The sequence below is a fragment of the Allobosea sp. GW821-FHT12C12 genome (genome assembly GCF_058807355.1).
Genome location: NZ_JBXAQP010000023.1, coordinates 1 through 19,616, shown reverse-complemented (window position 1 = coordinate 19,616; position 19,616 = coordinate 1). Strand labels below are relative to the sequence as shown.

Sequence of the window (19,616 nt, the reverse complement as noted above, 5' to 3'; positions counted from 1 at the left end):
CGACCCTCGCCGAGCGCCCCACTCAACGCCGGCGCCCGCGACCAATCAGAGCTTCAACTCCGAAGACCAGCCGAAATCGACGAATTCGGCCCGGCTGTCGTAACAACTGTTGCCATAGGCCCGCAGATAGATGCTCCGGCGGCCGGGATCCTCGAAAACCGCCGCCGGATTGCTGGCGTCGAGCTCGAACTGGCTCAGGCTTTCGAGCGAAAGCAGGCTCGGCAGGATATCCAGCCCCTGCGGAACCGAACGTCCCTCGAGCCAATCGGCGGCATGCTGGCCGAGCGCATATCCGAAGATCGGCGAGGCGAGGCTGACGCTGGCCTTGTACGGGCCGCCCTTGCGCATCTCCGCCAGGGCCTCCGGTTCGCCGTCGATCCCGCCCAGGAACTGCTCGTTGCGCGCAAGCCCCGCTTCGCGCAACGCGGCCAGGGCGCCAAGCACCACGGTGTCCGCGCCAAGCACGACATCGATGCGGGAGTGGGCCAGCAGAATGGTCCGCATGGTGGCGTAGCCTCCCGCCTTGTCGACCGTCCTCGGCGAGATGTCGGCGATCACGCGAACGCCGGGGACGGTCTTCAGCGCCGCGCGGATGCCGACGAAACGCTGCGCCAGAAACTGATTGGTGTCGTGCGTCAAGAGCACGACGCGCGCCTCGCCGCCCAGTTTCGTGCGGATATAGGTCGCCGCCGCCTCGCCCAATGCCTTGCCCGTCGCAAGTTGCGGGGCATTCAGGATCGTCGTGGCCGGCGGCGGAACGATCGATCCGACATAGCCGCCCTGCGCGATGAACCGCCGGATCACGGGCGCCAGGGTCGCGACATCGATCGGAGCCGCGATGAGGGCGCCGGTCCTGTCCGCCAGCGCCCGGCGCACATGCTCGACCATCGCCGCGGGATCGTTGTCGGCCAGAGCGATGTCGAAGGCGAGGCCGCGATGCCGTGCCGCGAGCGCGGCCCCGCGCGACGCGCCCTGCATGAACTCGCGCTGGTTGTCCTGCGCGAAAACCAGAGCCTTCCTGAGACCGGCGGGCGGGTTGCAGGCCGGCGCATCGCGATTGAAGGCGTCGAAGGTCCGCGGGCTGGTGATGCCGCGCCTGGCTTCCTGTGATCGGCTCGTCGCGGGAGCAGCCGCTGCAAGCCCGATCGCTCCCATCAACGCCCGGCGCGAAAGTCTCATCCGGCATCTCCGACCATGTCGTGGTGAACAGGCATTCTCGGGGCGATCGTCATGCCGGCGAGAGAGGCAGCACGATACGCGCTTCCGTCCCCGGATTTCGACCGAGGTAGTTCACCTCCGCCTCCAGCGATCTGGCGATCGTCGCGACGATCTTGGAGCCGACCCCGGTGCCGCGGACGGGCGTGCCCGCGCTCATGCCGGCTCCATCGTCCTCGACGGCGACGAGCAGGCGATCCTCCATCTTCCGGGCCAGGACGCGAACCTCGCCCTTCTGCCCGCCATAGGCGTATTTGAAGGCGTTGGTGACCCATTCGGTGATCACGATGCCCAGGCTGATGCTGGCGCTGGTCGGGATCCGGACGGACTCGATGTCATGCTTGATCGACGCGCCATGCCCTTCCGAGGTCAAGGTCTGCTCCAGCTGCGCGAGCAAGGCGCTCATATACTGATCCAGCAGAACCGAGGTGACGTCCCCGGACGTGTAGAGATGCTTGTGGATCTCGGCGACGGCCTGGATACGAGTGCCGGTCTCCTCCAGCGCGTCCCTTGCGGTCTTGTCCTGTATCGCCTGGCGCTGCAGGCGTATCAGTGCGCCGACGAACGAGAGGTTGTTGGCGACGCGATGGTTGACCTCCGTCAGGAGAACTTCGGCGCGATCGCGTGCCCGCACGAGAGCTTCGGTGCGCTCGGCGACCCTCAATTCGAGGCTGGTATTGGCTTGCGAAAGCTCGTCGCGCGCCTGAACGATCTCCCGGGCGTAGCGTGTGAACGTCACGACCACGCCGAACATGACGCCGACGATCAGAAGGCTCGCCAGCACCGTGCCGATCCTCAGCGCCAGGATGTTCGTCGTCTGCTCGCGCAGGCTGATCTTCAAGGCGTCCTCGGCCTCGATCACGATGGCCGAGAGGAACACCTGCACCTCGTCCATCAGCGCCTTGCCCTGATTGCCGCCGATCACGCTCGCATCGTCGGCGCTCCCCGCGTTCTTGAGCGCGATGCCGGCATCGAGATCGCTCAGGCGCTCATCCACCAACGCCCGCAACCGGGGCATCATCGTCTGAAAGCGTCCGCTCGGCCCAAGGGCGCTGGTCAACTGGGCGAGTTCGCTTCTCGCGACGAGCTTGGCGTTCTCGTAAGGCGCCAGATAGATTTCGTTGCCGCTGAGGAGGTAGCCCCTCTGGCTAGATTCCGCCGCCAGCAAGGCCTCCCGCACGCTCACGGCCTGGCTCCGCTGGAGCCCTTGATGATCGACGAGCACGGCGTCGGATTGCGCCCGCTGGCTCAACCACACGGTCGCGCCGACGAGACAGATCAGCGACGCGGCCCCGACGAGCAGGAAGATCAGGGTCGACGTGATCAGGTATCGTCTGGAGATCGGCATTCGGTCGCGCCTTGTCGTTACGCGCGTCGATCTCGGATGCCGATCCGGACTGCGGAACAACCCCGCCGGCTACAGCGCCATGGGACTGTAGCGCGGACCCGCCGGGGAGCAACGTCATTTTACATTCAAGACGACCGCTCGCCTTAACCCCAGGCCCGCCACAGACAATCCAGCGCGAGCCCCGCCGCCAGCAGAAGTCCGGCGCGCCAGTTCGACCGGAACAGTTTGAGCGCGACCTGCGGCGTCGCCCCGCCGAGCCGGGTCACCTGCCAGCCGAGATGGGCCGCGAAGGCCGCGAGCCCGAGCCAGGCGAAGATCCCGCCGCCGGCAGCCCGGATCGCCAGCCCCGCCAGCAGCACGGCCAGCGCGAAGCATAAACCCACCGCCTCGCGCGCGAATCGGCCGAAATAGCGCGCGCTTGACTTGATGCCGGCGATGACGTCGTCCTCGATGTCCTGCAGCGCGTAGATCGTGTCGTAGCCGATCGTCCAGGCGATCGCGGCGGCGTAGATCAGGTAGGCCGGCGCGTCGAGCCGCCCGAAGGCCGCGCTCCAGCCGACCAGCCCGCCCCATGAGAAGGCGAGCCCCAGCACGAATTGCGGCATGTTGGTGATGCGCTTCATGAACGGATAGACCGCCACGATCGCCAGCGAGGCGATGCCGAGCAGGATCGTGAAGCGGTTGAACTGGACGAGCACCAGCAGCCCGGCCAGCGACAGCGCCACCATGAACAGCGCCGCCTGCGTCGCCGTGACCTGGCCCGAGGGGAGGGGCCGGCCGCGCGTGCGCGCCACCTGGGCGTCGAGCTCGCGGTCGACGATGTCGTTGAAGGTCGAGCCCGCCGCGCGCATCGTGATCGCGCCGACGAGGAACAGCAGGCAGTGCCAGACGTCGGGAAAGGCCTGTCCGCCGGCGATGGCCGCCAGCCCCGCCGCCCACCAGGACGGCAGCAGCAGGAGCTGCCAGCCGATCGGCCGATCGATCCGGGCCAGTTTGAGATAGGGCCGCGCCCAGATCGGCGCGCGCGTGTCGACCCAATGGTCCGTCAGCGCGTCGGGCAGCGGCGCGTCAGGGTTCGGCGCCAGCGCCATCGCGGCTGGTCAGAGCGCGCCCTGGGGAACCCGCAGCGCCCCTCCGGTGACGGCGTCGGAGCCGCCGAAGGGGTTGGCGCCCTGCTGGTTGGCCTGCTGCTGCGCCCGGCGCTGCAGCGCGGCCTGCTGTTTCACGGCGTTGCAGGCCTGGTTGCGGATGCCGGCGGCCTTGTCGTTGTCGGCCTTCATGCCGTCGACGAAGGTCTGCGGGATCTGGCACCAGTCCATGTTGGCGGCGGCGAACTTCAGCGCGGCCGAGCCGTTGCCGACCAGCCGGCCGAGCGTGCTGCAGGCCTGCTGCGGGGAGAGCTTCTTCTTGGCCTGGGCGGTGGAGTTGAGCGAGGCGACGATGGCCTGTCGCTCCTGCAGCAGCTTCTGCATCTGCTCGCAGCCGGAGGCTTGCGCGCTGGCAGGGCTCGCATCGAGATAGGCCGCCGCTGCCAATCCGAGCGTGGCGATGAAGCCAGTGGCCGTCTTGCGCCGCATGGTCGTCTTGCTCCCCTTGAGGTTTTGCGATCGGCGACGGACATGCCCCGCGCGATCGTGGGCGTTCATAACAGCTTGCCGAATTCGCGCCAAGTTTCGCGTTTCAGGCGCGGCGGCGCCGTGATCGCGGCCTGCTCCCGCCCCCTGCCGAATGCGATGGAAATGTGGCGGTTTTCCTGCCGACCGGCTATGCGCAAGGCCGAACGTGCGAACCGTGGACCGCCGCGACAATGCCCCAAGCCGATCTCCCCAGGCACAGGCTCTTCCTGGCGGCCGATCTCGCCATGGGCAGCGCGGTGCAGCTCGCCCGCGAGCAGGCCAACTACCTGCTGAACGTGCTGCGCCTGAAGACCGATGACGCCGTTCTCGTCTTCAACGGCCGCGACGGCGAGTGGCTCGCCGTCATCGCCGTCGAGGGCCGCAAGCAGGCGAGCCTTCAGCCCGTTCGCCGGTTGCGGCCGCAGCCGGCGGCGCCGGACCTGCATTATCTCTTCGCGCCGCTCAAGCATGCCCGGCTCGATTACATGGCCCAGAAGGCGGTCGAGATGGGCGCGGGCGTGATCCTGCCCGTGCTCACGCGGCGCACGCAGGTCTCGCGGCTCAATCTCGATCGGCTGCGCGCCAACGCGATCGAGGCGGCCGAGCAGTGCGGCATCCTTTCGCTGCCGGAGATCAGGCCGGAATGCGGGCTTGGCGAGGCGCTGGCCGGGCTCGATCCGCGGCGCCTGCTGGTGTTCTGCGACGAGGCGGCCGGGCAGGAGAGTCCGCTCGCCGCGCTGGCCGGCGCGACCCGGGGGCCGCTCGCGCTGCTGATCGGGCCGGAAGGCGGCTTCGACGAGGCCGAGCGCCAGCATGTCCTGGCGCGTCCCAACACGCTGCGGCTGTCGCTAGGGCCGCGCATCCTGCGCGCCGACACGGCCGCGGTCGCCGCGCTGGCGCTGGTGCAGGCCGCGCTCGGCGACTGGTCGCGCTGACGTCGAGGGAACGCCGACGCGCGGATGGCGTTTCGCCTTCGGGCCTGGGCTTCGGGGGATGTCATGATCGAGACGCTGCGCTTCGGGATCGAGGAGGAGTACTTCCTGTCGGATGCGGCGACGCGCGGCATCGTCCGCAAGATGCCGCGCCGCTTTCTCGCCGAGGTGCGGAAGGCGCATCCCGACGAGGTCCAGCGCGAGATGCTGCAGTCGCAGATCGAGATCGCGACGCCGGTCCTCGAAACCATGACCGAGGCCCGCCGCTCGCTGTCCCGGCTCCGCAGCAGCCTGTCCGGCATCGCGGCAAGGCACGACATGCTGCTGCTCGCCTGCGGCACGCATCCGAGCGCCGCCTGGTCGCGACAGAGCGTGACGCAGGCCGCCCGCTACGACCGGCTGATGAACGAACTCCAGATCCTCGGCAGCCGCAACCAGATCTGCGGACTGCATGTCCATGTCGAGATCGAGGACGATGAGGAGCGCATCGCGCTGATGCGGCGCATCCTGCCCGATCTGCCGCTGCTGCTGGCGCTGTCGACCTCGTCGCCGTTCTGGCAGGGCAGGAAGACCGGACTGATGAGCTATCGCCTCGCGGCCAATGCCGAGATGCCGCGCACCGGGCTGCCGGAGCTCTTCTTCGACCTCGCCGAGTATCGGACTTACGTCGAGACCATGGTCGCCGCCGGGGCGATCAAGGATGCGAGCTATCTCTGGTGGCTGATCAGGCCGTCGGAAAATCACCCGACGCTGGAACTGCGCATCGCCGACAGTTGCACGCGCCTCGACGATACGCTGGCGATCGCGGCGCTCTATCGCTGCCTGCTGCGCAACCTGCGGCAAAACCCGCGCCGCAATGCCGAAATCGGCTCGACCGGGCGCGCGCTCGCGATCGAGAACCTCTGGCTCGCACAGCGTCATGGCGTCCGGGGCGGGCTGATCTGCCCGGCGAGCCGGGCCATGCGGCCGGTCGCGACGCTGGTGGACGAACTCGTCGCGGAACTCGCTGCCGACGCCGAGGCGCTCGCATGCACGGCCGAGCTGGCGCATTGCCGCGCCATCGCAAGCAGGGGGACGAGCGCCGACCGCCAGCTCGAAGTCTTCGACGCCGCGCAAGCCCGCGGCGCCAACGCGGGCTCGGCGCTCGCGGCGGTGGTCGACTGGATCGCGGCGGAAACGCGCCGGAGCGGCGAGGTTCCGGCCGCCGCATCGCCTGCCACGTCGCCGCCATTGCGCGGCGCGGCCTACGCAGCGCCTCGCCTCGTCGTGCGTTGAGGCAAGGATCACTCTTCGCCCAACGCGCGACCGAGGTCGTTGTCGAGCGTCCGGCGCTCGCCTATGTCTGGCGCGATCCGCGCCTGACCCGCGCCCCGTCCGGGGTCGCGGTGCTTCGGCCGAACTCTCTGCTGCCGGAGCGCCCATGGCTCGCGATGTATCCGATTCGACCCCGGTCGCAGGCAAGGCCGAGTTGATCGCCTGGATCGCGGCGGGCGAGAAGCCGGCCGCGGATTTCCGGCTCGGCACCGAGCACGAGAAGTTCCCGTTCTACCTCCATGACCTCTCGCCGGTGCCCTATGAGGGCCGTGACGGCCGTGGCGGCATCCGCCATCTGCTCGAGGGCATGCGCGACCGTCTCGGCTGGGAGCCGATCGTCGACGCCGGCCACATCATCGGCCTCGCCGGTCCCGAGGGCGGCGGCGCGATCTCGCTGGAGCCCGGCGGCCAGTTCGAACTCTCCGGCGCGCCCGTCGCGACGCTGCACGAAACCGCGGCCGAACTCGCCGGCCATCTTGCCGACGCCCGCGCCGTCGCCGAGGCGCACGGCATCGGCTTCGTCGCGCTCGGCCATTCGCCGCTCTGGACGCGAGACCGGACGCCGATGATGCCGAAGAGCCGCTACAGGATCATGGCGAACTACATGCCCAAGGTCGGCGCGCGCGGCCTCGACATGATGTTCCGCACCTGCACCGTGCAGGCAAACCTCGATTTCGCCAGCGAAGCCGACATGGTCCGGAAGCTCAGGGTTTCGCTCGCCTTGCAGCCGCTGGCGACGGCGCTGTTCGCCTCCTCGCCCTTCACGGAAGGCGCGCTCAACGGCATGCGGTCGATGCGCTCCGAGATCTGGCGCGACACCGACAACGCCCGCTCGGGCATGCTCGCCTTCGCCTTCGACGAGGCGATGTCCTACGAGGCCTATGTCGACTGGGCCCTCGACGTGCCGATGTATTTCGTCAAGCGTGGCGCGACCTATCACGACGTCGCCGGCTGCTCGTTCCGCGACCTGCTTGCCGGCAGACTGCCGCAGTTGCCCGGCGAGCGCGCCACCATGTCCGACTGGGCCAACCATCTCGGCACGCTCTTCCCCGAGGTCAGACTGAAGCGCTTCCTCGAGATGCGCGGCGCCGACGCCGGTCCGGAAGCGATGCTGAACGCGTTGCCGGCCTTCTGGACCGGGCTGCTCTACGACCAGACCGCGCTCGACGCCGCCTGGGATCTCGTCAGGCCCTGGAGCGCCGCCGAGCGGCAGGGTCTGCGCGACGCCGTGCCGGCGCAAGGCCTGAACGCGCCGATCGCCGGCCGCAAGCTGCGCGATCTCGCCGGCGAGGTGCTGGCCCTGTCCCGCGCCGGCCTCGCCCGGCGCGCCCGTCTCGACGCCTCGGGTCGCGACGAGACCGGCTATCTCGATCCCGTGCTCGCCATCGCCGGGAGCGGACGGACGCTGGCGGACGATCTCACCCGACGTTTCCGGACCGGCTGGCGAGGCGAGATCGCGCCGCTCTTCGCCGAGGCGCGGATCTAGCGCGGCTCCTTGACGGAAACCGGCTTTCATCAGGCTTTTCCGCGATCGGATTAACGGATTCTGCAAGGATCGGCTGGTAAAACGCGGTCCATGAACCGCTTCGTTCCTCTGGCGATCCGCTATCTCCGCGACGAGCGCGGCGTCACGGCGATCGAGTATGGCCTCGTCGGCGGCCTGATCTCGGTCGCTGTCGTGCTGGCGGCGACGCGGATGGGCGCCACGCTGAACGGCATCTTCCAGCGTCTCGCCGCGGCTCTTGTCTGATCCCGACCTGGACGCCCGACGCGGCGCGCGCGGCTGGCGCGGCCGGGGTCACTCCGCCGCCGTCTTGAAGCTCGCCAGATTGTCGAGGCTCTGGATGATGTGCTCGGCCAGCGCGTTGGAGAGCAGGGACGGGTCGAAGCGCGTGCGCAAGAGCCCGATCTTGCAGGAGGGCAGGGTGGCGTAGCCCTCGGCCGGCCCCAGAATCCGCATGCCCGGCCTGACCGCGCTTTCCGGCAGCACCGAGACCGCGAGCCCCGCCACGACGGCGGCGCCGACCGCGGTCGAGTTCCAGCTCGCATAGAGCACCCGGAAGCGTCGGCCCTTCTTCTCCAGCGCCTCGACCGCGGCCTGTCGCCAGTTGCAGGTCGGTCGGCCGAGCGCCAGCGGCAGCGGATCCTCCTCATGCACGCCATGGCGCGCCGAGGCGACCCAGAGCAGCGGCTCGATCCGGATGATCTCGCCCTGGCCGCGGCTCTCGACATGGGTGATGATGGCGAGGTCGATGTCGCCGGTGGCGATGCGCTCGGCCAGCATCGGCGTCGGCTCGCAGACCACGGTGACCTCGGCGCGCGGATTGGAGCGGGCGAAGCGCGCCAGGATCTCCGGCAGATAGCGGTCGGCATAGTCGTCCGGCACGCCGAGCCTGATGCGCCCCTTCAGGTCGGCGTCGGCGAAGCTCGCGACGCATTCGAGGTTCAGCCGGACGATCCGGCGGGCATAGTCGAGCAGGCGCTCGCCGTCCTCGGTCAGCTTGGCATGGCGGCCGTCGCGTCCGAAGAGCGGCCGGCCGACGCGTTCCTCGAGCCGCTTCATCTGCATCGAGACGGCCGATTGCGTCTTGAAGACGATCTCCGCGGCGCGGGTGAAGGAGCCGGTGTCGGCGATCGCGACGAAGGTCTTGAGCTGGTCGGCATCGAGCACATGCGCCATGGCGGCCTCCGGTCATGTTCATCAATATCTGTGCTGTGAAGCATCATAAGCATTCGTTTGGCTTATGGCCAGAACAATCCTACCTTAATGTCGCTCCCGGGCGCCCGCCGTGTCCTGTCATGCCCGGGAACAGACTGCAGGCCGTACTCATCAAGGATGTCGTCATGCTGATCATGACCTTCGCCACGAAGTCGCTCTCGCCCGTCCCGGCCGGATTCACGCGTCTTGCCGTCCGTGGGGCCGCCAGAATGACGTCGCTTGTGAAAGCCCTCGTTCACCGCCGCGAGGTGATGCGCCTGAGCGAACTCGACGAACGCGGCCTCAAGGATATCGGCCTCGTCCGCTCCGATGTCGAAGGCGCGCTCGCCAGCTCCTGGCTGAACGACCCGTCGAGCGTTCTCGCCGCCCGCTCGTCGTCGCGCGCCGGCGTCGCCTCGGCCCGCCGCGAGGAGGGCCTTCGGCAGGCGTCGCTGAAGCCGGTCGCCGCGCCGCGCGCGAAGGCCTCTGCCGCCAATTCGGTTGCGTGCTGCGCCTGACCCCTTGGCGCTGCGCGTCCCTGCGGGCGGAGGCTTCGTGCCTCCGCCCTTTTTCCGTCTGTTCTGCATCAACTGGTCGATCCTGGGCTGGGCTCTCGTGGCAAGACTGCCGGAAGCCGGTGCGTATGGCGTAAAATTTGGCGTATTGCGTCATGGTCTAACCAAAAATTCACCAAGCCCGATCGATTGTCCTGGCACTGAGCGGACTTCCTGTCCGCGGCGCCTGCGACGGGATATCGCCATGCGATTCAAGTTTCGCCTCCAGAATCTGCCGATCCGCACCAAGATCGCCATTCCCTTGCTCGTCATCGGCTGCGTCAGCGGGGCGACGGCATTCTACAGCGGCATGGAATACCGCAAGATCCAGTCGGTCTATTCCGACCTGATCGAGCAGCGCGCCACGGCGATCCTCGATTCAGGGCGCGCCACCAACACGATGGGCGCGATCCTGCGCGATCTCTACAAGGCGATCGCCTATCCCGAATACATGAAGCAGCTCGACACCGCGCTGAAGAGCGTCGAGGAGTCCTACGCCAGGGCGCAGGCCCAGCTGGTCGAGGCCAAGATTTCGCTGCCGGCGCGCGGCGCGGATTTCGACGCGCTCGGGCGCCGGCTGAATGAGCTGAAGTCCTCGATCGACGACATCGTCAAGCAGGCCTCGCGCGACGAGGATCTCGCGGCCTTGTCGGTGATGTCCCAGATCGACCGCTCCATCTCGGAGATCGTCGCCGACGCGGTGAAGCTCAATATCCAGATCAGGGACGACACCATCGCGGAGGCCAACACGCTGGATGCGAAGGGCGCGCGCCTCAACCAGCTGGCGCTGGCGCTGACCGGGATCGGCCTCCTGCTCGGCCTGCTCGGCGCGATGCTGATGACCGGCCGCACCATCACCCGGCCGCTCGATCAGCTCAAGCGCAGGATGGATGGTCTGGCCGCCGGCGACTACCACATCGCGATCGAGGGCCAGTCGCGCAAGGACGAGATCGGCGCGATGGCGCGCGCCGTGCAGGTGTTCAAGGACAACGCGCTGGCCGTGCAGCGGCTGGAAGCGGAGACGGCGCAGGGTCGCGAGGCGTCGGAGGCGCAGCGCCGCCAGATCGAGACCGAGCGCGCCGCCAGGGCCGGCGAGCAGGAGCGGCTTGCCGGCGAGCAGCGCCAGGTCATGGAACTCCTCGGCGCCGGCCTCGACCTGCTCTCGCATGGCGACCTGACCTACCGGATCGACGAGCAGGTGGCGGCCGAATACGAGAAGCTGCGCGACGACTTCAATGCGGCGGTGACGAAGCTGTCCGAAACGGTGGGAACGATCCAGGCGACCTCGGCCGAGGTCGGCAACTCGGCGCGCGAGATCAACATGGGCGCCGACGATCTCTCGAAGCGCACCGAGGAGCAGGCCTCGTCGCTGGAGGAGACCGCCGCCACCACTGAGGAACTCGCGGCGAGCGTGAAGGCCTCGGCCAACGCCTCGCGGCAGGCCGTCTCGCTGGCGCAGGAGGCGATGGAGGTCGCGCGCAAGGGCGGCGCGATCGTCAGCGACGCGGTGGAGGCGATGGCGCGCATCGAGGCGGCGTCGCAGAAGATCTCCGACATCATCCGGGTGATCGACGACATCGCCTTCCAGACCAACCTGCTGGCGCTGAACGCGGCGGTCGAGGCGGCCCGCGCCGGCGACGCCGGCAAGGGTTTCGCGGTCGTGGCCTCCGAGGTGCGCACCCTGGCGCAGCGCTCGGGCGACGCCGCCAAGGACATCACCGCGCTGATCGGCGAATCCGGCAACGAGGTCGCGCAGGGCGTGGCTCTGGTGCGCTCCGCCGGTCAGGCGCTCGATCAGATCGTCGAGGCTTCGCGCAAGGTCTCCGGCACGGTCTCGGACATCTCGGCGGCCTCGGCCGAACAGGCCAACGGCATCGACGAGATGAGCCAGACCGTCGCCCATATGGACGAGATGACCCAGCAGAACGCGGCGCTCGCCGAGGAAAGCGCCGCCAGCGCCACGCAGCTCAGCACCCAGATTGCACGGCTCAACGAGCTCGTCGCCAGCTTCCGCACCAGCGGCGGCGACCGGGAACTGCACGGCCTCGCCGCCGCGATGACGCGCCGCGCCGCCTAAGTCGACCGTAATGACTTGCATGAGGGCGGCCGCGCGAGCGGCCGCCCTCTGTCGTCAGCGGCGGTTCTGGCCGCCGAACATGCCGTCGAAGATGTCCTTCATCGCGCTCTGATGGCTCTCCTGCACCTGTCGCCCGGTCTCGAACATGCGGTTGAGCGCATCGAGTCCGATCGAGCCCGGTCCGGTCTCGCCCGAGGGCGGCTCGTCGTCCCGCGGCTCTGACTCGCTGCCGCGCGGGGCCGGGGCCGGAGCCGGCTCGGACGCCGGCTCGCGGCCGCCGCCGAACATGCCGGTCAGGATCTGGCCGAGCATGCCGCCGCCCATCTGGTCCATGCCCGCCTGTCCGCCGGGAGTCTGGCCGCCGCCGAACGGGCCGCCGCCCTGCGTCTCGCCGCGCCCGGCGACCTGGCCGTTGCCGAACATCTGGCCGAAGATCGCCTCCAGCGGGTTCGTCGGCGTCGGCCGAGGCGGCGGAGAGGCCGGCTGCATGCCCGGCATCTGGCCCTTCATCATCTCGGCGAACTGGCCGAGGATGCCGCCCATGCCGCTGCTGTTCGCGGATTTGAACAGCCCGCCCATCACCATGGTCGCGATCACCGGCAGCATCTGCTTCAGGATCGCCTGGCTGACGCCGCTGGTCGCCGCGGCCTGCGCCGCCACCGCCTGGCTGACCTCGCGCGAGCCGAAGATCTGGCTCAGCACGTCGTTGCCGGCGCTCCGGGCATTGTCCGGGATGCCGTCGCCATTGGCGTCGAACATCCGCCCGAATGGCGAGGCGGTCATCATCTGGGCGAGGTTGCCGAAGGCGTAGGGATCCTGCGTCTGGCGCTGCAATCCCATCGAGAAGGCCGGCAGCAGGGCCTCGATCGCGCTCTGCGTCTGCTGCTGCGAGAGCCCGTAGGCCCGGCTGAGGTTCTGCATCGCCTGGCCGTTCTGGGCCTGCAGCATCATCTCGTAGAGGTTGGTCATTGGCGCGCCTCCGGCGTTTCAGCGGTCTGCCGCCGCATGTTCGGGGACGATAACAGCGCCCGGCTTCGAGGCAAGCGAGCCGCCGGCGGACGCTTCCCGCTCCAGCCTGGCGATGCCGCGATAGGCGAAGACGAGCGCGACCACGCCGAACACGACCGCGCCCAGCGCAGCCCCGAGAAGCGCGCCCTTCGGCCCGCCGTAATGCGCGCCGACGAAGGCGAGCGGCATGGTGCCGAGCGTCGCCCGGCCCCAGCTGAACAGGGTCGAGAGCAAGGGCATGCCGAGATTGTTGAAGGCGGCGTTGGCGACGAAGAGCAGCCCGACGAAGATCCACATCGGCCCGGCGATCAGACAGAAGAATTCGACCAGCTCGGCGGTCAGCCCGGTGGCGCCGAAGGCGGCGACGATCGCGTGGCGCAGCAGCACCAGCGCGAGCCAGGCGACGAGCACGCAGCCCATCGCGAAGATCGCGGAATCGGTCAGGCCGCGGCGCATTCGGTCGAAGCGGCCGGCGCCCCAGTTCTGGCCGAGGATCGGGCCGACCGCGCCCGTCAGCGCGAAGAGCGCGCCGAAGGCGACCGGCACCAGCCGGTCCATGATCGCCATCGCCGCCACCGCCTCGTCGCCGTAGCGCGCGATCACGCCGGCGAAGACCGAATTGGCGATCGGATTGGAGAGATTGGTCAGGATCGCCGGCCCGGCGATGGCGAAGGCGCGCGGCGTGTCGCCGCCGATCGCCGCCCAGGACGGCCGCGCCACGATGCCGTGCACCCGCACAGCGCCATGGAAGCCGACGCCTGCGATGATCATGCGCGAGATCACGATCGCATAGGCCGCCCCGTCCGGCCCGAGCCCGAGGCCGAAGATGAAGAGCGGGTCGAGCCCTGCCGTGGCGAGCCCGCCGCCCAGCGTCACGAACATCGCGCGCCTGGCGTCGCCGACCGCGCGCAGCACGCCGGAAAAGCCCATGCCCAGCGCCATCAGCACATTCGAGGGCAGCACGATCCAGAGGAAGGAGAGCGCGACGCGGTAGGATTCGTCATGCGCGCCAAGCGCCCGCAGCAGCCAGGGCAGGCAGGGCAGGGCGACGAGGGACAGCGCGCCCGAGGCCAGCGCCATCAGCGCCAGCGTCGAGCCGGCGATGCGCCGCGCGCCCTCGCGATCGCCGGCCCCGAGCGCGCGCGCCGTCATCGCGGAGACGGCGATCATCAGCCCGATATTGATCGAGACCATCAGGTAGAGCACGATCGTGGCGAAGCCGACGCCCGCCGTCGCCTCCGGCCGCCCGAGCCAGGAGACGTAGAGCAGCGAGAGCAGGTCGACCACGAAGATCGCCATCAGCCCGACCGAGGCGGTCGCGGTCATCACCGCGACATGGCGCATCAGCGAGCCGGTCACGAAGACCGCCCGCTGGCCGCCGTCGGCCACGCTCATCGCTCGGGCTCGCCGACGCCGCCGATCGCGACCTCCGCCCCGCCATCCTCGATCAGCTCCTGCGTCTCCTGCGTCAGCGCCTTCGACCTGGCCCTGGGCTTGACCAGCGGCTCCGGCGTGACGCGCGGCACCTTGTCCAGCGCCGCCGCGATGCCCTCATGGTACTGGATCTCCATGCGCTGGGCGTCGCGGTCGCGCACGCTGTCGATGACGAGACTCGATTCCTCGTAGTTCAGCCCGAGCCCCTCCAGCGTGACGCGGCCGAACTCCAGCGCCGATTCGAACGTCTCGCGCATCTGGTAGTCGACATTGGCCTTCATCAGGTCGATGGCGTGGACGCGGTCATAGGCGCGCGCATGCAGCCGCGCCTGCGGGAACTCGGCCCTGGCCATCTCGACGATGCGCAGCGCCGCCTGCTTGTCGTCGACGCAGATGCAGATCACCCGGGCCTTGCCAGCGCCCGCCGCGCGCAGCACGTCGAGCCGCGTTCCGTCGCCGTAATAGATCTTGAAGCCGAAATTCGCCGCCGAGCGGATGCGCTCGACATCGGCATCGATGATCGTCACGTCGACATGCTGCAAGAGCAGCGCCTGCGTCACGATCTGGCCGAAGCGGCCGAAGCCGACGACGATGACGGAGGCCGCGCCGGCCCCGTCGAAATCCTCCTCCATCGTCTCCGGCGCGACCCGCGCCAGCAGCCGGCCGTCGATCAGCTTGGCGAGCACGGGGCCGATCAGCATGGAGAGCGCGGCGAGCGCGGTGACGATCGCGCTCTGCTGGCTGTTGAGCAGGCCGAGCGACAGGCCGAGCGGCAGCAGCACGAAGGCGAACTCGCCGGCCGGCGAGAGCAGCGCGCCGGCCCGGATCGCCTCGGTGGTCGATGAGCAGGAAGCCCGCAGGATCGAGGCCGCGACCGCGATCTTGAACAGCACCAAAAGCGGGGCGGCCAGAGCCAGCAGCAGCCAGTTGTCGAGCACCAGCCTCAGGTCGAGCGACATGCCGACCGCCATGAAGAACAGGCCGAGCAGCACGCCGCGGAACGGCTCGATATCGGCTTCCAGCTCGTGCCGGAAATGCGAATCGGCCAGCAGCACGCCGGCGAGGAACGCGCCCATCGCCATCGACAGGCCGACATGCTCCAGCAGCAGCGCGGCTCCCAGCACGATCAGCAGGGCGGCCGCCGTCATCACCTCCTTCGCGCCGGATTTGGCGAGGATGTGGAAGAACGGGTTCAGCACATAGCGCCCGGCCAGCACGATCGCCGCGATGGCGAGGAAGGCGACGCCGAGCCCCGCCATGGCCGCGCCCGCGCCGCCGCTCGCTGCGCCTGTGGTCGCCAGCAGAGGCAGGATCGCGAGCGCTGGCGCGATCGAGATGTCCTGGAACAGCAGGATCGAGAAGGTGCGCCGCCCGTAATCCTCGTGGCCGTCGCCGCGCTCCTCCAGCAACTGCAGCGCGATCGAGGTCGCCGACAACGCCAGCGCCAGGCCGACCGCGACCGCGCCGCCGACCGACAGTCCGGAGAACCAGCCGACCGCGCCGATGGCGAAGGCGCTCAGCGCCATCTGCGCGAGGCCCGCGCCGAGAATGTCCTTGCGCATCGAATAGAGCCGCGCCGGCTGCAGTTCGAGCCCGACCAGGAACAGCAGCAGCACGACGCCGATCTCGGCCGTGCCGCGGATCGCGCCGGGATCCTTTATCACCGCCAGCACCGAGGGGCCGATGACGATGCCCGCCGCGAGATAGCCCAGCACCGCCGACTGGCCGAGCTTGCGGAAGATCGGCACGGCGAGCACCGCGCCGGCGCAGAAGGTCAGGATCGGCGGCAGATAGCTGGTCTGGGAGGGATCTGCCATGGAGCGCTCATCGGCTGGAGGGCCGGCTCCTGGCCGACAGCGCCCAATCTAGGCGGTCGCTGGCGATGATGCGAGGGCTGCCGGCGCAGCCTCGCATGCAGGGGGCGGTCCGGCTCGGATCGAGTCCGATCAGGCCTTCGCCGGCGCATTTGGAAGCGCTGCATCCGCGCCTCGATCGCGCGAAGGCCGGATCGCGCGCGAAGGCCGGCCGCGCCAGGCAGCTCGCGATAGCGCCCGACATGGGGAAATCGGCGACGATCTCGTCCGGCGCCGTCCGCGGGACGGCGGCCATGATCAGGTCGCCGCCGTCGAGGCCGCCGTCGAGGACCGCCTTGCCGCCCAACCGGTCGTCGACCCGCGGCCGCCTCCCTCCGGGCCTCGCGGTTTCCTTGACAAGGGCCCCTCCACTCCGAAAGAAGACGCAATCCTTTCCGGGAGCCACCCTCGCGCGTGAAACCGCCGCTCGACATCCTGCTCTGCGCGCCGCGCGGCTTCTGCGCCGGCGTCGTGCGCGCCATCGACGCGGTCGAGAAGGCGCTGATGCTGCATGGCGCGCCGGTCTATGTCCGCCACGAGATCGTGCACAACAAATACGTGGTCGAATCGCTGAAGCGGAAGGGCGCGGTCTTCGTCTCCGAGCTGTCGCAGGTGCCGGACGCGTCCAGACCTGTGATCTTCTCCGCCCATGGCGTCGCGAAATCGGTGCCGGCGGAGGCGAACGAGCGCAATCTCTTCGCCATCGACGCGACCTGCCCGCTGGTGACGAAGGTGCATCGCGAGGCCGAGGTCCACCACAAGCGCGGCCGCCACATCCTGCTCGTCGGCCATGCCGGCCATCCCGAGGTGATCGGCACCATGGGACAACTGCCGCAGGGCGCGATCACGCTGATCGAGACGCTGGACGATGTCGCCGGGCTCGACGCGCCGGCCGGCCGGCCGCTCGCCTATGTCACGCAGACGACGCTCTCCGTCGACGACACGCGCGGGATCGTCGAGGCGCTGCGGGCGCGCTTCCCCGGCATCGTCGGGCCGCATCGCGAAGACATCTGCTACGCCACCACGAACCGCCAGGAGGCGGTGAAGCGGGTCGCGCCCGGCGTCGATGCGCTGATCGTCGTCGGCTCGCCCAACTCCTCGAACTCGCAGCGCCTGCGCGAGGTCGCCGAGCGCGCCGGCTGCCCGGCCGCGCGCCTCGTGCTGCGCACCGACGAGATCGACTGGTCGGTCTTCGGGAGTATCCGCCGGCTCGGCCTCACCGCCGGCGCGAGCGCGCCCGAGGTTCTGGTCGAGGAGATCATCGATGCCTTCGCGCAGCGCTACGAGGTCCGGGTCGAGACGGTCTCGACGGCGGATGAGAGCGTCTTCTTCCCGCTGCCGCGCGAATTGCGCGGCGAGCCGGCCCCGACCGCGGCCGAGTGAGCAGGACGTAATCCTTGGCCGTCTACACCGAAGTGCCCGACGATGAGCTCGCCGCGTTCGTGGCGCGCTACGATATCGGCGATCTGCTGTCGGTGAAGGGCATCGCCGAGGGCGTCTCGAACTCGAATTTCCTGCTGCACACCACCAGGGCCTTCTACATCCTGACGCTCTACGAGGAGCGGGTCGACGCCGCCGACCTGCCCTTCTTCATCGGCCTGATGGAGCATCTCGCCAGGCGCGGGCTGATCTGCCCCGTGCCGGTCAAGGCCCTGAACGGCTCCGCGGTCGGGCGGCTGGCGGGAAAGCCCGCGGCGATCGTCACCTTCCTCGACGGGCTTTCGGTGCGCCGGCCGAGCGCGGCCCATTGCGGCGAGGCCGGGCGCGGGCTCGCGCTTCTTCACCAGGCCGGCGCGGATTTCGCCATGGAGCGGGTCAACTCGCTTTCGGTGGGCGACTGGCGGCCTTTGGCCGTCAAGGCCGGCGCCGAGGCCGATGCCGTGTCGCCGGGGCTGGCCGGCCGCCTCATGGCCGAGATCGAGAGCCATGAGCGCTGCTGGCCGCAAGGCCTGCCGCGCGGCGTCATCCATGCCGACCTCTTCCCCAACAACGTGTTCTTCCTCAAGGACCGGCTGTCGGGGCTGATCGACTTCTATTTCGCCTGCACCGACGCGCTCGCCTATGATCTCGCCATCTGCCTGAACTCGTGGTGCTTCGAGGCCGACGCCTCCTTCAACCTGACCAAGGGCCGGGCCCTGCTCGCGGGCTACGAGAGCGTGCGCCCGCTGGAGCCTGCCGAGGTCGCGGCGCTGCCGGCGCTCTGCCGCGGCTCGGCCCTGCGCTTCCTGCTGACGCGGCTGGTCGACTGGCTGAACGTGCCGCCGGGCGCGCTGGTCAAGCCGCACGACCCGCTCGAATACGACCGCAAGATGGCCTTCCACCAGCGCGTGCGCGATGCGGGCGAATACGGGCTGAGGCGATGACCGACGTCGTGGACGTCTGGACCGACGGCGCCTGCTCGGGGAACCCCGGCCCCGGCGGCTGGGGCGCGATCCTCTCGTTCAAGGGCAAGGAGCGCGAGCTCTCCGGCGGCGAGGCGATGACGACCAACAACCGCATGGAGCTGATGGGCGCGATCTCGGCTCTGGAGACGCTGACCCGGCCCTGCACGGTCGCGCTGCACACCGACAGCCAGTATCTGCGCCAGGGCATCACCGCCTGGATCCATGGCTGGAAGAGGAACGGCTGGAAGACCGCCGACAAAAAGCCGGTCAAGAACGAGGAACTCTGGAAGCGCCTCGATGCCGCGCTCGGTCGCCACAGGATCGAGTGGAAATGGGTCAAGGGCCATGCCGGCGACGCGATGAACGAGCGCGCCGACGCGCTGGCGCGGGCCGGCATGGCGCCGTTCAAGCCGGGGCGGTGAGTGGCCGCGCGCGGGCCGGTCGGTCATGGCTACGCCCGTCTCGAATGATCGCCCATGACAGATGGCCACCGATCATGCACTATCATCGGGACGCGGCTGGCGCGCGGCAATAGTCCATTCCGGGTCGAAGCGGAAGGCTGATCCAATGCGCAAATCGATGCTCCCGGTTTTGGCGGCTGTCCTGCTCGCGGTGTCCAGCGATCGCCTGGCGGCGCAAGCGACCGAGAGCCCCCTATGCAAGCTGTTCACGCAGAAGGAGGCCTCCGACTATGTCGGAGCATCGGTCGGCAACGCCGAGAGCGGCCTGTTGCCGGGCTTGTCCGGATGCTCCTGGTCGAATGAAGCCGAGAACCGCAAGCTGAGCGTCAGTGTATTTCCGGCGGGCAATGCCTTGCAGCTCAAGAATTGGGGTTTCGAGAGTTGGGAAGGCTTCCGGTCCGTGCCAAATATCGGCGCGAAAGCCTATGTCGCCCGTACCCCGGTGATGGAGATAATGGGCCGGAAAATGGGTGGCGATTGGCAGGCCGGAGCAATCGTAGGCAGTGAATATGTTGTTGTTGGCCTCGGGGGTCCGAAGGGGAATGCCGAGGCGGCGGTCAGGCTGCTCACGGAAGCGATCAAGCGTCGGCAACAATAGCTGTGCATCCATTCCTGACGGCGATCCCGGCTAACACTACTTTGGCAGATTTTTAGGACATTTGGCGTTTTTGGGATTCCCGCGGCGTGGTTTGCGTGATTCATGGGTGGTCGGCTTTCTGGAG

General features: G+C 68.9%; 18 protein-coding genes. 10 read left to right on the top strand and 8 right to left on the bottom strand.

Going from position 1 to position 19,616, the window contains the following annotated elements:
* Positions 1–45: 45 nt before the first annotated feature.
* The 4 genes from AC1RRW_RS21500 to AC1RRW_RS21485 form a co-directional block, all read right to left on the bottom strand.
* Complete coding sequence (locus tag AC1RRW_RS21500; protein ID WP_492903661.1) at positions 46–1,179, bottom strand: sugar ABC transporter substrate-binding protein; 1,134 nt, start codon at positions 1,177–1,179, stop codon at positions 46–48.
* Between the two features lie 49 nt (positions 1,180–1,228).
* A complete protein-coding gene (locus AC1RRW_RS21495; RefSeq protein ID WP_492903660.1) occupies positions 1,229–2,563 on the bottom strand; it encodes a sensor histidine kinase in 1,335 nt (444 codons plus the stop codon).
* A 143-nt stretch (positions 2,564–2,706) separates the two neighbouring features.
* Positions 2,707–3,654, bottom strand: a complete 948-nt coding sequence (gene ubiA, locus AC1RRW_RS21490; RefSeq protein WP_492903658.1) for a 4-hydroxybenzoate octaprenyltransferase — start codon at positions 3,652–3,654, stop codon at positions 2,707–2,709.
* A 9-nt stretch (positions 3,655–3,663) separates the two neighbouring features.
* Positions 3,664–4,140 carry a hypothetical protein gene (locus AC1RRW_RS21485; RefSeq protein ID WP_492903656.1) on the bottom strand — a complete coding sequence of 159 codons (477 nt, stop codon included), beginning with the start codon at positions 4,138–4,140 and terminating at the stop codon, positions 3,664–3,666.
* A 230-nt stretch (positions 4,141–4,370) separates the two neighbouring features.
* Here AC1RRW_RS21485 and AC1RRW_RS21480 point away from each other — a divergent pair, with 230 nt between their 5' ends.
* From AC1RRW_RS21480 to AC1RRW_RS21465, 4 genes are all read left to right on the top strand, one after another.
* Positions 4,371–5,114 (top strand): 16S rRNA (uracil(1498)-N(3))-methyltransferase, encoded by a 744-nt coding sequence (locus tag AC1RRW_RS21480; protein ID WP_492903654.1) that lies wholly within the window; start codon positions 4,371–4,373, stop codon positions 5,112–5,114.
* Between the two features lie 63 nt (positions 5,115–5,177).
* Entirely contained in the window at positions 5,178–6,386 is a 1,209-nt protein-coding gene (locus AC1RRW_RS21475; RefSeq protein WP_492903653.1) for a carboxylate-amine ligase, read from the top strand.
* Positions 6,387–6,531: 145 nt separating this feature from the next.
* On the top strand, positions 6,532–7,911 hold the full coding sequence (locus tag AC1RRW_RS21470; protein ID WP_492903651.1) for a glutamate--cysteine ligase: 1,380 nt from the start codon (positions 6,532–6,534) through the stop codon (positions 7,909–7,911).
* 90 nt (positions 7,912–8,001) lie between these two features.
* Positions 8,002–8,175, top strand: coding sequence for a Flp family type IVb pilin (locus tag AC1RRW_RS21465; protein ID WP_492903649.1), 174 nt, complete (start codon positions 8,002–8,004; stop codon positions 8,173–8,175).
* A 48-nt stretch (positions 8,176–8,223) separates the two neighbouring features.
* Here the strand turns inward: AC1RRW_RS21465 and AC1RRW_RS21460 are convergent, their stop codons facing one another.
* Positions 8,224–9,105, bottom strand: a complete 882-nt coding sequence (locus AC1RRW_RS21460) for a LysR substrate-binding domain-containing protein (RefSeq protein ID WP_492903648.1) — start codon at positions 9,103–9,105, stop codon at positions 8,224–8,226.
* A gap of 14 nt (positions 9,106–9,119) precedes the next feature.
* Here AC1RRW_RS21460 and AC1RRW_RS21455 point away from each other — a divergent pair, with 14 nt between their 5' ends.
* Together AC1RRW_RS21455 and AC1RRW_RS21450 are read left to right on the top strand one after the other, a co-directional pair.
* A complete protein-coding gene (locus AC1RRW_RS21455; protein ID WP_492903646.1) occupies positions 9,120–9,641 on the top strand; it encodes a DUF1127 domain-containing protein in 522 nt (173 codons plus the stop codon).
* A gap of 241 nt (positions 9,642–9,882) precedes the next feature.
* Positions 9,883–11,754, top strand: a complete 1,872-nt coding sequence (locus tag AC1RRW_RS21450; RefSeq protein WP_492903645.1) for a methyl-accepting chemotaxis protein — start codon at positions 9,883–9,885, stop codon at positions 11,752–11,754.
* A 54-nt stretch (positions 11,755–11,808) separates the two neighbouring features.
* On the opposite strand, the gene AC1RRW_RS21445 is transcribed toward AC1RRW_RS21450, so the two are convergent.
* The 3 genes from AC1RRW_RS21445 to AC1RRW_RS21435 are packed head-to-tail and all read right to left on the bottom strand — an operon-like array spanning position 11,809 to position 16,013.
* Positions 11,809–12,723 (bottom strand): DUF937 domain-containing protein, encoded by a 915-nt coding sequence (locus AC1RRW_RS21445; protein ID WP_492903643.1) that lies wholly within the window; start codon positions 12,721–12,723, stop codon positions 11,809–11,811.
* 18 nt (positions 12,724–12,741) lie between these two features.
* On the bottom strand, positions 12,742–14,157 hold the full coding sequence (locus AC1RRW_RS21440) for an MATE family efflux transporter (RefSeq protein WP_492903641.1): 1,416 nt from the start codon (positions 14,155–14,157) through the stop codon (positions 12,742–12,744).
* Positions 14,154–16,013, bottom strand: coding sequence for a monovalent cation:proton antiporter-2 (CPA2) family protein (locus tag AC1RRW_RS21435; protein ID WP_492903639.1), 1,860 nt, complete (start codon positions 16,011–16,013; stop codon positions 14,154–14,156). The genes AC1RRW_RS21440 and AC1RRW_RS21435 overlap by 4 nt, the downstream gene beginning before the upstream one ends.
* A 450-nt stretch (positions 16,014–16,463) precedes the next feature.
* On the opposite strand from AC1RRW_RS21435, the gene ispH reads away from it, so the two are divergent.
* The 4 genes from ispH (at position 16,464) to AC1RRW_RS21415 (ending at position 19,492) form a co-directional block, all read left to right on the top strand.
* A complete protein-coding gene (ispH, locus tag AC1RRW_RS21430) occupies positions 16,464–17,432 on the top strand; it encodes a 4-hydroxy-3-methylbut-2-enyl diphosphate reductase (RefSeq protein WP_492903637.1) in 969 nt (322 codons plus the stop codon).
* Positions 17,433–17,446: 14 nt separating this feature from the next.
* Positions 17,447–18,412, top strand: coding sequence for a homoserine kinase (locus AC1RRW_RS21425; protein ID WP_492903635.1), 966 nt, complete (start codon positions 17,447–17,449; stop codon positions 18,410–18,412).
* On the top strand, positions 18,409–18,855 hold the full coding sequence (gene rnhA / locus AC1RRW_RS21420) for a ribonuclease HI (protein ID WP_492903633.1): 447 nt from the start codon (positions 18,409–18,411) through the stop codon (positions 18,853–18,855). Before AC1RRW_RS21425 ends, rnhA begins: the two co-directional genes overlap by 4 nt.
* A gap of 145 nt (positions 18,856–19,000) precedes the next feature.
* Entirely contained in the window at positions 19,001–19,492 is a 492-nt protein-coding gene (locus AC1RRW_RS21415) for a hypothetical protein (protein ID WP_492903631.1), read from the top strand.
* Positions 19,493–19,616 lie beyond the last annotated feature (124 nt).